The organism is Streptomyces sp. NPDC002232 (assembly GCF_042890295.1).
GTDB lineage: Bacteria > Actinomycetota > Actinomycetes > Streptomycetales > Streptomycetaceae > Streptomyces.
Map to the genome: position 1 here is coordinate 977663 of NZ_JBIARV010000005.1, position 11784 is coordinate 989446.

Below are 11784 nucleotides of genomic sequence, written 5' to 3' on the forward strand. Positions count from 1 at the left end.
CCGGACCTGGTCGTCAGGTCCGGGCCCTTCCCCGTACCGCTTCTCAGGCCTCCGGGCGGTACCGGGCCACAGTGGCGCACCTACAGAGGGTGCCGCCCCCGCTCTCCTACGCCTCCCGGCGGTGCCGCCCCGCCTCGGCCGCCTTGCGCTCCTTCTCGGCGCGCTCCTCGGCCTCCATCTCGGCGAAGACGTCGATCGGCGGCGGGGCCTTCGCGAGGAACACCCAGGTGAGGTAGACCGAGAGCAGGAACGGCGGGATCTTCAGGGCGACGAGCACCCAGCCGAACTTGGTGGTGTCGGCCCACCAGTACATCGGGAAGAGGATGGCGCACTTGCCGAGCAGGATCAGGCCCCAGGCCCAGCTGGCCTTGGTGTAGGCCTTCTTGCGGCCCGGGTTGCGGGTGCGCCAGGAGAGGTTCTCCTTGAAGACCGGCCCCAGGATCAGGCCGATCAGGGGCACTCCGGCGAGCGCGGTGATGATGTACGCCAGGGCGAGGCCCAGGGTGTAGAGCATGCCCGGCAGGTAGAAGTCCTTGGCGTTGCCCGTCATCATCGCGAAGACGACGCCGAAGGCGACGCCGAAGACGCCGCTGAAGGCGTGCTTGACGGTGTCCCGCCGGACCAGCCGGACGGCCACCAGGACGAGCGAGACCGCGAGCGCGGCGATCGCCGACACCTGGAGGTTCTTGTTGATCGTGAAGATCGTGACGAACAGCAGGCCGGGCACGACCGTCTCGATCATGCCCCGCACGCCGCCGAAGGCCTCGAAGAGCGCGGCCTCGGTCACCGCCTTGTCCGCCTGGGCGTCCTGGTCGGGGGTCGACCGGTCCGTGGTCGACCCGTCCGCGGTCGGCTTGTCGAGGGACGTCACCGGCTACTCCTGTCCGAGCGGTCGGAGCTCGTATTTGGGGTTGAAGAGGACCCGCCGGCCGTGGCTCATGGAGATGCGGCCGGAGGCGATCAGCTTGCGGCCCGGCTCGATGCCCACGATGGAGCGCCGGCCGAGCCAGACGACGTCGAGCGGTGCCGTGCCGTCGAACAGTTCGGCCTCCAGCGCGGGCACACCGGCCCGGGGACGCAGAGTGACCGTGCGCAAGGTACCAGTCACCTTGACTATCTGGCGGTCGGAGCAGTCGCAGATGCGCGTGCACCCCGTGGCCTCGGCGTCCTCCTGGAGCTCCTCCGACTCCAGCTCCTCGGGGGAGGTGGAGAGCCGGTCGAGCATCCGGCGGAACCTTCCGGCCGGCTTCTCTGTACGCGGTGCTGCACTCATACACAAAGCGTACCGGCCACCGGTGTCACCGGAGGCGGCCCCGGAGCCCCCGTCCGCACGGCTCCCGTCTCAGTGTTCGAAGCGGTAGCCCATGCCCGGTTCGGTGACGAAGTGGCGCGGGTGGGAGGGGTCTGTCTCCAGCTTGCGGCGGAGCTGCGCCATGTAGACCCGGAGGTAGTTGGTCTCGGTGCCGTAGGAGGGGCCCCAGACCTCCTGGAGGAGCTGCTTCTGGCTGACGAGCCGGCCGCTGTTGCGGACGAGGACCTCCAGGAGGTGCCACTCGGTGGGGGTGAGCCGGACGTCCCGCCCGTCGCGGTGCACCTTCTTCGCCGCGAGGTCGACGGTGAAGTCCTCGGTCTCGACCACGACGACGCCGTCCTCGGCGCCGCCGACCGGCTCGGCCCGGCGCACGGCCGCGCGCAGCCGGGCGAGCAGCTCGTCCATGCCGAAGGGCTTGGTGACGTAGTCGTCGGCGCCCGCGTCGAGCGCCTCGACCTTCTCGTCGGAGGTCTGCCGGGCGGACAGCACCAGGATCGGCACCCGCGTCCAGCCGCGCAGGCCCTTGATGACCTCGACGCCGTCCATGTCGGGCAGTCCGAGGTCGAGGACGACGACGTCGGGGTGGCGGTCGGCGGCGAGCCGGAGCGCGGTGGCGCCGTCGGGCGCGGCGTCGACCTCGTACTTCCGCGCCTTCAGGTTGATCACCAGGGCGCGGACGATCTGCGGCTCGTCGTCGACCACGAGGACCCGGGTCATGGAGGGGGCCTACCTTCTTCGTTGTGTCGGGGTAAGGATGCCCGTACGCGTAACGGATACGGGTGCGGATACGGAAACGGGCACGGCCATGGTCGCGATCGCGACCATGGCCGTCAGGTCACGGCGTGGGCCGGGAGGTCGGTGGCGGGGACGGCGGGCCCGCCCGGCGCGGCCCGCAGGGTGAGCACCATGGTGAGGCCACCGCCGGGGGTGTCCTCGGCGCCGAGGGTGCCGCCCATGGCCTCGACGAAGCCCCGGGCGACCGCGAGGCCGAGGCCGACGCCGGAGCCGCGCGGGGCGTCGCCGAAGCGCTGGAAGGGCTCGAAGATGCCGTCCTTGGCCTCGTCGGGGACGCCGGGGCCGCGGTCCACGACCCGCAGCTCGACGCGGTCCCCCAGGGCACTGGCCGCGACGGCGACGGGCTCGCCCTCGGGGCTGTACTTCACGGCGTTCTCCACGATGTTGGCGACGGCCCGCTCCAGGAGGCCCTTGTCGACCTCGACCATCGGCAGGGTCTCCGGGATGTCGAGCTCGGCGCTGCCGTCCGGCACTCCCCCGAGGGCCATGGGGACGACCTCGTCGAGGTCGACGGTACGGATCAGCGGGGTGACCGTGCCCGTCTGGAGTCGGGACATGTCGAGGAGGTTGCCCACGAGGTGGTCGAGGCGGTCGGCGCCGGCCTCGATGCCCTCCAGGAGTTCGGCGCGGTCCTCCTCGGACCATTCGACGTCGTCGGAGCGCAGGGAGGTGACGGAGGCCTTGATGCTCGCGAGCGGCGTCCGCAGGTCGTGGCTGACGGCGGCGAGCAGGGAGGTGCGGATCTTGTTGCCCTCGGCGAGCTTCCGGGCCTCCTCGGCCTCGCCGACGAGCCGCTGCCGGTCGAGGACGACGGCGGCCTGAGCGGCGAAGGCGCCGAGCACCCGCCGGTCCTCGGCGGGCAGCACCCGGCCGGTCAGGGCGAGGGCCAGGTGGTCGCCGACGGGCATGTCCACGTCCGCGTCCTCGGGGCGGGCCACCGGGTGGGGCCCGACGCTGGCGGCCCGTGTCCACGGCTGGACCCCGTCGGCACGCTCCAGGAGGGCCACCGACTCCATGGAGAAGGTCTCGCGGACCCGCTCCAGGAGGGCGTCGAGGCTCGTCTCGCCGCGCAGGACGCTGCCCGCGAGGTAGGACAGCACCTCGGACTCGGCGCGCAGGCGGGCGGCCTGGTGGGTGCGGCGGGCGGCCAGGTCCACCACGGAGGCGACGGACATCGCGACGCCGAAGAAGACGGCGATGGCGACGATGTTCAGCGGGTCGGCGACGGTCAGCCGGTGGAGCGGCGGGGTGAAGAACCAGTTGAGGAGGAAGGAGCCGACGGCGGCCGAGGCCAGCGCGGGCAGGAAGCCGCCGAGGAGCGCGGCGGCGACCGTCAGGGCGAGGAAGAGCAGCATGTCGTTGGCGAGGCCGAGGTCGGCGTCGACGTGCGTGAGGAGCAGGGCGAGGGCCAGCGGGCCGGCGACCCCGACGAGCCAGCCGCCGATGATGCGGGAGCGGCCGAGGCGAGCTCCTCGGGCGACCGGCAGGCCCCGGCCCTTGGCGACCTCGCCATGGGTGACGATGTGGACGTCGAGGTCGGGCCCGGAGTCGCGGGCCACGGTCTGTCCCACGCCGGGGCCGAAGACGTACTGCCAGGTGCGGCGGCGGCTGGAGCCGAGGACGATCTGGGTGGCGTTGACGCCCCGGGCGAATTCCAGGAGTGCGGAGGGGATGTCGTCGCCGATGACGTGGTGGAATGTTCCGCCGAGGTCCTCGACGAGGGTCCGCTGGACGGCGAGCTCCTTCGGGGAGGCCGCGGTGAGTCCGTCGCTGCGGGCGATGTAGACGGCGAGGACCTCGCCGCCCGCGCCCTTCTCGGCGAGCCGGGTGGCGCGCCGTATGAGGGTGCGGCCCTCGGGTCCTCCGGTCAGGCCGACGACGATGCGCTCGCGGGCCTGCCAGGTGGAGCGGATGTTGTGCTCGCCCCGGTACTGCCGGAGGTACTCGTCGACCCGGTCGGCGGTCCACAGCAGCGCCAGCTCGCGCAGGGCGGTGAGGTTGCCGGGGCGGAAGTAGTTGGAGAGGGCCGCGTCGACCTTGTCCGAGGTGTAGACGTTGCCGTGGGCCATCCGGCGGCGCAGGGCCTCCGGGGACATGTCGACCAGCTCGATCTGGTCGGCCCTGCGCACCACCTCGTCGGGGACGGTCTCCCGCTGGCGCACGCCGGTGATCGCCTCGACGACGTCGCCGAGGGACTCCAGGTGCTGGATGTTGACGGTCGACACGACGTCGATGCCGGCGGCGAGGAGTTCGGCGACGTCCTGCCACCGCTTGGGGTTCCGGGAGCCCGGCACGTTCGTGTGGGCGAGCTCGTCGACGAGGGCGACCGAGGGGCGCCGGGCGAGGACGGCGTCGATGTCCATCTCGGGGAAGGTCGTCCCCCGGTACTCCAGGGTGCGGCGCGGGACCTGCTCCAGGCCGTGCAGCATGACCTCGGTGCGCGGGCGGCCGTGGTGCTCCACGAAGGCCACCACGCAGTCCGTGCCGCGCTCGACCCTGCGGTGGCCCTCGGAGAGCATCGCGTAGGTCTTGCCGACGCCCGGCGCAGCGCCGAGGTAGATCCGAAGCTTGCCGCGTCCCATGGCTCGACCATACGTCCAGCCAATCGGACATTCCGCACGCGGGGAGAGGGGCCGGTGCGGTATTGACGTGATCCTGATGGCGGACCCGTGTCGAGAACGCGGACCCGGCTCCGACCACCGGGTGACGGCGGCCACCGGGCCGCCGCGCGGCACGTGCGAGGAGCACTTCATGCAGTACATGCTGTGATCGTCCGGGCGGGCGCGGACGGTGCGCCGCTGGTGACCGACGGGCCCTTCGCGGAGACGAAGGAGTTCCTGGCGGGCTGGTGGATCGTCGAGGTCCCCACGCGGCAGCGGGCCCTGGAGATCGCGGCCGAGGTCTCCGCGGCGCCCGGACCCGGCGGCGCACCGCTCCGCATGCCGATCGAGGTCCGCGAGGTGATGTCCGCGCCGCCGACGGAGGCGTGACCGGGGGGTACGGCGGGGCACGGCGCGGGGTGCGCGGGGCGACGCCGGCCCCCGCACCCCGCAACGGCGGTGCGCTCAGTGCTCGATGATCTCGCCGTCGCTGAGCTCCAGCACCCGGTCGGCCAGGCCGAGGAGCTGGGGGTCGTGGGTGGCGACCAGCGCGGTGCAGCCCTCGCTGCGCACCACGGCGCGCAGCAGCTGCATGACGGCGAGCCCGGTCTCCGCGTCGAGCTGGCCCGTCGGCTCGTCGGCTATCAGCAGGGCCGGCTTGTTGGCGAGGGCGCGGGCGATGGCGACGCGCTGCTGCTGGCCTCCGGAGAGCTCGCCCGGCCGCTGGTTCGCGTGGTCGGCGAGGCCCACGAGGCCGAGCATCAGGGCGACCCGCTCCTCGCGCGCCCTGGGGTCCTCCTTGCGCAGCCGCAGGGGCACGCCGACGTTCTCGGCGGCGGAGAGGATCGGGAGCAGTCCGAAGGATTGGAAGATGAAGCCGATCCGGTCGCGGCGCAGCTCCAGCAGCCCGTTCTCACCGAGCGTGGAGAGGTCGGTGCCGTCGATGACGATCCGGCCGCCGTCGGCGGTGTCGAGCCCGCCGACGAGGTTGAGCAGGGTCGTCTTGCCGGAGCCGGAGCGGCCCTTGAGCGCGACGAGCTCGCCGCGCGGGATGTCGAAGGAGACGCCGCGCAGGGCGTGGACGGCGGCCTCGCCCGTGCCGTACGAACGACGGAGGCCCTCGACGCGGACCATCGGCATGCCGGACGGGTCCTCGACGACGGCCGTCGCGGACCCGGTGCTGCTCTCACTCACCCTGTGCTCCCCCTCTTCGAACCGGTGCGCCCGTCAGTATGGTCCGCGGCCGGGGCCGAGGGCCAGGGCCGGGGCGCGGACCTGTGGACGACGAAGAAGCGGGCCGGTGGACGACGAACGGCCGGTGGGCCGCTTCCCGTACGCGAGGTACAGGAAGCGGCCCACCGGCCGTGTCTGCTCCACACCGGGCCGCGCGGGCGGTCCGGCGGGTGTGGCGGGCCCGGGGCCCGGCGGTTCAGCGGATCTCGGAGATCTCCGGACCGCGCTGGAGCTGGCCCATGCCGCCGGAGAAGCGGGAGTTCTCCTGCTCCTCCTGCTGCACGCCGTCCGGCACCATCTGCGCGTCGTTCGGCAGCTTGAGGACGATCGGGTCGCGGGGGGCCATCGGGCCGTCACCGCGGACGATCACGGTGTCCCGGACGATCTGCTCCAGGAGGCCGGCGGCCTCGGGCTGGACCGCGCCCTGCCCCGAGATCACTCCGCGCAGGAACCAGCGGGGTCCGTCGACGCCCACGAAGCGGACCAGCTGCACGCCGCGGTTGCCGTCCGGCAGCTGCACCGGGACCTGCGCCCGCAGCTCCCAGCCGAGCGGGCCCTCGACCTCGTCGATGACACCGCCCTGCTGGACGATGCCGGTGGCGATCTCGTCGCGGACCTCGCCCCAGATGCCCTCGTTCTTGGGGGCGGCGAAGGCCTGCAGCTGTACGGCGCTGTCGCGCAGGACGACGGTGGCCGCGACGATCGCGTCGCCCGCCACCTCCACGCGCAGCTCCATGCCCTCGACTCCGGGCACGAAGATCCCGCCGAGGTCCACGCGGCCCTCGTCGGGCTTGGCGACCTCGGAGATGTCCCAGGGCCCGTCGGGCCGGGGCGCGGGAGGAAGGTTCACGCGGCGCGGCGCCTCGGCGCCGTCCTCGTCCTCCACCGCGTCGACGACCTGCTCGGCCTCGCCCGCCGCGTCCTCGGCGGCACCGCTCTTCTTGCGACGTCCGAACACGTCACTGTCCTTCCCGGTCGGATACGACCGAAGCGTATCGATTCCCACCCGTCGTGCCGTCCACGGCGGCATGACCGCCGGTGGACCCGAAGCCCCCCTCGGCCCGCGCCGAACCGGGAAGCTCCGCCACCTCGTGGAAGCGGACCTTCTCGACCTGCTGGACGACAAGTTGGGCAATCCGGTCGAATCGCTCGAACCGCACGTCCTCGCGCGGGTCGAGATTGACCACGATCACCTTGATCTCTCCACGGTACCCGGCATCCACCGTCCCCGGGGCATTCACGAGCGCCACTCCGCAGCGGGCCGCGAGACCGGAGCGCGGGTGCACGAAGGCCGCGTACCCGTCCGGCAGGGCGATGGAGACCCCGGTGGGCAGGACGGCGCGCTCGCCGGGCGCCAGGACGGCGGCCTCGGTGGTCACGAGGTCGGCTCCGGCGTCGCCGGGGTGCCCGTAGGCCGGGATCGGCACCTCCGGGTCCACGCGCCGGATCAGTACGTCGACAGGGTTGCGCATCAGGGGTTCACCTCGAAGGCGCGGGCGCGCCGGACCTGGTCGGGGTCGGACATGGCGGCCTGGATCTCCTCCGGGCGGCCGTTGTCGATGAAGTGGTCGACCTTGACCTCGACGAAGAGGGCGTCGGCCCGGACCGCGACGGGGCCCTCGGGCCCGCCGATCCGGCCGACGGCGGTCGAGTAGAGCTTGCGGCCGTGCACGGCGGTGACGGCGGCCTCCAGGTGGAGCACGGTGCCGACCGGGACGGGCCGCACGAAGTCGGTCTCCAGACGTCCGGTCACGGCGATGACCCGCAGCAGCCAGTTCAGGGAGCCGAGGGTCTCGTCCAGCGCGGTGGCGAGCACGCCGCCGTGCGCCAGGCCGGGGGCCCCCTGGTGGTCGGGGGTCACCGTGAACTCGGCGGTGACGGTCACGCCCTCGCCCGCGCGCGCTTCCAGGTGGAGGCCGTGGGGCTGCCCGCCGCCGCACCCGAAGCAGTACTCGTAGTGCGCGCCGAGCAGCTCGCCGGGGGCGGGCGCGTCGGGGTGGCGTACCGGCGGTATGGCGTCGGCCGGCGGGGTGAGGGCGGCAGATGTTGCAGTCACAGGCGCAGACCTTACCCGCGCGGATGGGCGCAGGTCGCGCCGTGCCAAGCTTGGACGCATGCAGCCTTCCGCACCGTCTCCGGCACCCTCCCCCGCGCCCTCCGCCCCGCCGCGCTTCGACGAGCGGCTGAAGGCTCCCGGCTCGTGGTGGGCGATCGTGGCCCTGCTCGCGCTCTCCGGCGGCCTGATCATGTTCCCGCTGGGCACCGTCCCGACGCTGGGCGGCCTGCTCGTGGCGGCGGTCCTCGCCGGTGTGGCGGTCTCCTCGTACGGCTCCGCGCGGATCCGGGTGGTGGCCGGCTCGCTGGTGGCGGGCGACGCCCGGATCCCGGTCACGGCGCTCGGGGCGGCCGAGGTGCTCGACGCGGAGGAGGCGCGCGCCTGGCGCACCCACAAGGCGGACCCGCGCGCCTTCATGCTGATGCGCAGCTACGTGCCGGGGGCGGTACGGGTCGTGGTGACCGACCCGGCGGACCCGACGCCGTACGTCTACCTGTCCAGCCGTGACCCCGAGGCGCTGGTCGCGGCCCTGGAGGCGGAGCGCGCCTGACGGCTGCGGCGGCCCGGGCCCCGGCGGACGGCCGGGGCTCTCGGGCGGTCGGCCGCCAGGGGCGCGCCGGCCCGGGGCGCGCGGGAGCCGACCGGCCCGAGCGGCGCGGGGCCCGTCAGCCCGAAAGGCGCGGGGCCCATCAGCCCGAAAGGCGCGCGGGCCCCGTCGAGAAGCCGATCGATCTAGAAGCCGATTTCCTTCGGGTTCTCGGGCTGCTCCAGCGGGGGCAGCTCCGTGAGGGAGTCCCAGGGGACCTGCCGGGCGCGGAGGTCCTTGCGGATGTGCCCGGCCAGTCTCTTGGTGTCGCGGCGGTTCATGACGGCGCCGACGGCGGCTCCCACCATGAAGGGCATGAGGTTCGGCAGGTTGCGGACCATGCGTTTCATGATCTGCTGGCGCAGTTCGCGCTTGAGCTGCCCGCCGAGGGCCGCGTTGACGGTGGTGGGCCGGGCGGGGTCGATGCCCCGCTCCTCGGACCAGGAGGTCAGGTAGGCCGCCGAGCGCTGGGTGAGCCGGCCGGGGGGCCGGAGGCCGTAGACCTCGTGCAGCTCGGCGATGAGTTTGAGTTCCACGGCGGCGACGCCGGTGATCTCGGCCGCCAGCTCGGCCGGCAGGGCCGGGGGTACGGGCAGCATGGCCGCCGCGCCGACGCTCGCGCCCACGGTCGAGCTCGCGTTCGCCGCGCCGGCGACGAGTTTGTCGGCGAGCTCCTCGGGGCCGAGACCGGGGAACTGTCTGCGCAGGGTCGCCAGGTCGCGGACGGGGATCCGCGGGGCGAGGTCGATCAGCCGGTCGGCCAGATGACCGAGGCCGGCCTTGGCGCTGTCTCCGCCGCGCCGCACGCCCTGCGTGACCCCGCGCCGGACGGCCTCGATCCGGTCGGAGTCGATCCTGAGGCGGTCGAGCCGGGTCCGCGCGGGATCGGCGAGCCGCCGGACGGCGCCGAGGCGTCCGCCCTGTGGTGCTCCGGGCGACGTGTCGCCCTGCTCCTCACGGACCGCCGCGTCGCCCTGCCCGGGGCGCGCCGGATCCGCCTCGGCGACCTCCATGACCGCTTCGAGCGAGGCCGGGAGGCCTCGCTCGTCGTCGTCACGTGCGTCGGGCGAGGGCAGGGAGGCGGCGTGCTCGGCCTCAGGTGCCTCCTGGGCGCCCTCTGCCGGGCCTGTGCCGCCCTTGCGCGTCTCCTGGCTCCTGGGGAGCCGCAGACGCCGCTTCCGGGACGGTGTGTCGCCTGCCACGGCCGAGCGACCTCAGTCGCAGTCGCGGCAGATCGGCTGACCGTTCTTCTCCCGGGCCAGCTGGCTGCGGTGGTGCACGAGGAAGCAGCTCATGCACGTGAACTCGTCGGCCTGCTTGGGCAGGACCCGGACGGCCAGCTCCTCGTTCGAGAGGTCGGCGCCGGGAAGCTCCAGGCCTTCGGCGGCCTCGAACTCGTCGACGTCGACGGTCGAGGTCGACTTGTCGTTCCGGCGGGCCTTCAGTTCTTCAAGGCTGTCCGAGTCGACGTCGTCGTCGGTCTTGCGTGGGGTGTCGTAATCCGTTGCCATGTCGCTCTCCCCCTCTGGGTGGTTGCGGTGTCTCCAGCGCACGTAACGCGTGAGAGGTCGGACTTGTGCCCGACCTGAGGCGGAGATTTTGCCTCACATCAAGGTCTGTTACTCAATCGACACCCGTCGCGCACTCTCGCGAGTGATCGGCTTCGGGTGGCGAACCGGACCGTACACGGTCCTCCGGGCGGCCCTCACAGGCGCCACCCCGTGTACTTCCCGTCATTCCGGGCCCCGGAAACCCGGACTTTTCCTGGTTTTCCGAGGGATTTCTCGGTCACGGAGAGTGGAGGGCCGGGCACCTCTTCCTGTGATCGATCACACATGAGCGTCTCAGGATCGGGGCTCCGGAATTCCGCGCAAAGCGAACGGAACCGGTCGGCTCGTGCAGTGTGTCAGATCGGCAGAGTGACGCGCATCACGAGTCCGCCGCCCTCGCGCGGCTCCGCGATGATACGGCCGCCGTGGGCACGCGCCACGGAACGCGCGATCGACAGGCCGAGGCCGACCCCCTTGTCGCTGCCGGTCCGCTCCTGCCGGAGCCTCCGGAAGGGCTCGAAGAGGTTGTCGATCTCGTACGCGGGGACCACTGGTCCCGTGTTCGAGACGACGAGGACCGCCTGGCCGTCCCTGGTCTCGGTGGTGACCTCCACCCAGCCGCCCTCCCGTCGCCCGCCACCGCCCTTCTCCGGCAGCGGTTCGCGCTGGCCCGGCTCGCTCGGCACGTTGTACCGCACGGCGTTCTGGAGCAGGTTCAGCGCGATCCGTTCGAGGAGCACGCCGTTGCCCTGGACGACGGCGGGCGCGCGCTCGCCGCGGATCTCCACGCCCTTGGCCTCGGCCTCGGCGTGCACCTGGTCGACGCCCCGCTCGGCGACCTCGGCCAGGTCGACGGGTTTGCGCTCGATGATCTGGTTGTCGCTCCGGGCGAGCAGCAGCAGGCCCTCGACGAGCTGCTCGCTGCGCTCGTTGGTCGCCAGCAGGGTCTTGCCCAGTTGTTGGAGCTCCACCGGTGCCCCGGGGTCCGAGAGGTGGACCTCCAGGAGGGTGCGGTTGATCGCGAGCGGGGTCCGTAGCTCGTGGGAGGCGTTCGCGACGAAGCGTTGCTGGGCCGTGAAGGCCCGTTCCAGCCGTTCGAGCATCTCGTCGAACGTGTCGGCGAGCTCCTTGAGCTCGTCGTCCGGTCCGTCCAGCTCGATCCGCCGGGTCAGGTCGGAACCGGCCACCTGGCGCGCGGTGCGGGTGATCCGGCCGAGCGGGGACAGCACCCGTCCCGCCATGGCGTAGCCGAAGGCGAAGGCGATGATGCTCAGCCCCAGCAGGGCGAAGAGGGACCTGCGCAGGAGGTCGTGCAGGGCGATGTCGCTCTGGTGCCGCAGACAGAGCGTGACGGCGTCGTTGAGCTGGTCGCCGGTGGGCGACTCGGGCAGCCGGCACCCGGAGGTGGTGGGCTGGACCGTGCCGTTGACGACCTTGAAGGGCAGCTGGGAGGTGCTGTCGCTGAGTGCCTGGGCGGTGAAGAGGTAGATGATCGACAGCAGCAGGATGCCGGCGATCAGGAACATCCCGCCGTACAGCAGCGTGAGCCGTATCCGGATGGTCGGCCGGAGCAGCGGCCGGACGGGGTCCCGGGGGTCCCAGGTGGGTTTCGGAGGCGCTTGGGGGTGGGGCGCGGGAGTCGTGGCCATCAG

At 72.6% G+C, this 11784-nt stretch carries 13 protein-coding genes; 2 read left to right on the forward strand and 11 right to left on the reverse strand.

Annotation, left to right across the window (positions count from 1 at the left end; genetic code table 11):
* Positions 1-106: 106 nt before the first annotated feature.
* The 4 genes from ACFYXU_RS27455 to ACFYXU_RS27470 form a co-directional block, all read right to left on the reverse strand.
* Positions 107-871, reverse strand: a complete 765-nt coding sequence (locus tag ACFYXU_RS27455; RefSeq protein WP_361404200.1) for a DUF3159 domain-containing protein — start codon at positions 869-871, stop codon at positions 107-109.
* Between the two features lie 3 nt (positions 872-874).
* Complete coding sequence (locus tag ACFYXU_RS27460; RefSeq protein WP_329857201.1) at positions 875-1273, reverse strand: OB-fold nucleic acid binding domain-containing protein; 399 nt, start codon at positions 1271-1273, stop codon at positions 875-877.
* Between the two features lie 69 nt (positions 1274-1342).
* The gene (locus ACFYXU_RS27465) at positions 1343-2029 is read right to left on the reverse strand and encodes a response regulator (protein ID WP_329857202.1); all 687 of its coding nucleotides are present in this window, start codon (positions 2027-2029) and stop codon (positions 1343-1345) included.
* A gap of 113 nt (positions 2030-2142) precedes the next feature.
* Positions 2143-4689, reverse strand: coding sequence for an ATP-binding protein (locus ACFYXU_RS27470; RefSeq protein WP_389460428.1), 2547 nt, complete (start codon positions 4687-4689; stop codon positions 2143-2145).
* A gap of 183 nt (positions 4690-4872) precedes the next feature.
* On the opposite strand from ACFYXU_RS27470, the gene ACFYXU_RS27475 reads away from it, so the two are divergent.
* Positions 4873-5097, forward strand: coding sequence for a YciI family protein (locus tag ACFYXU_RS27475; protein WP_389460430.1), 225 nt, complete (start codon positions 4873-4875; stop codon positions 5095-5097).
* Positions 5098-5172: 75 nt separating this feature from the next.
* Here ACFYXU_RS27475 and ACFYXU_RS27480 read toward each other — a convergent pair whose 3' ends face one another.
* The 4 genes from ACFYXU_RS27480 to ACFYXU_RS27495 form a co-directional block, all read right to left on the reverse strand.
* The gene (locus ACFYXU_RS27480; RefSeq protein WP_376511080.1) at positions 5173-5901 is read right to left on the reverse strand and encodes an ABC transporter ATP-binding protein; all 729 of its coding nucleotides are present in this window, start codon (positions 5899-5901) and stop codon (positions 5173-5175) included.
* A gap of 235 nt (positions 5902-6136) precedes the next feature.
* Positions 6137-6898, reverse strand: coding sequence for a DUF3710 domain-containing protein (locus ACFYXU_RS27485; protein ID WP_329857206.1), 762 nt, complete (start codon positions 6896-6898; stop codon positions 6137-6139).
* Between the two features lies 1 nt (position 6899).
* Positions 6900-7412, reverse strand: coding sequence for a dUTP diphosphatase (gene dut, locus ACFYXU_RS27490; protein WP_041134307.1), 513 nt, complete (start codon positions 7410-7412; stop codon positions 6900-6902).
* Positions 7412-7996, reverse strand: coding sequence for a PaaI family thioesterase (locus ACFYXU_RS27495; protein ID WP_376517565.1), 585 nt, complete (start codon positions 7994-7996; stop codon positions 7412-7414). The genes dut and ACFYXU_RS27495 overlap by 1 nt, the downstream gene beginning before the upstream one ends.
* 58 nt (positions 7997-8054) lie before the next feature.
* On the opposite strand from ACFYXU_RS27495, the gene ACFYXU_RS27500 reads away from it, so the two are divergent.
* Positions 8055-8546: a DUF3093 domain-containing protein gene (locus tag ACFYXU_RS27500; RefSeq protein WP_376517567.1), complete on the forward strand. Its 492-nt coding sequence runs from the start codon at positions 8055-8057 to the stop codon at positions 8544-8546.
* Positions 8547-8728: 182 nt separating this feature from the next.
* Here the strand turns inward: ACFYXU_RS27500 and ACFYXU_RS27505 are convergent, their stop codons facing one another.
* From ACFYXU_RS27505 to ACFYXU_RS27515, 3 genes are all read right to left on the reverse strand, one after another.
* Entirely contained in the window at positions 8729-9784 is a 1056-nt protein-coding gene (locus tag ACFYXU_RS27505) for a hypothetical protein (RefSeq protein ID WP_389460432.1), read from the reverse strand.
* Positions 9785-9796: 12 nt separating this feature from the next.
* Complete coding sequence (locus ACFYXU_RS27510; RefSeq protein WP_003955561.1) at positions 9797-10093, reverse strand: DUF4193 domain-containing protein; 297 nt, start codon at positions 10091-10093, stop codon at positions 9797-9799.
* A 395-nt stretch (positions 10094-10488) separates the two neighbouring features.
* Complete coding sequence (locus tag ACFYXU_RS27515; RefSeq protein WP_389408437.1) at positions 10489-11781, reverse strand: sensor histidine kinase; 1293 nt, start codon at positions 11779-11781, stop codon at positions 10489-10491.
* Between the last annotated feature and the right edge of the window lie 3 nt (positions 11782-11784).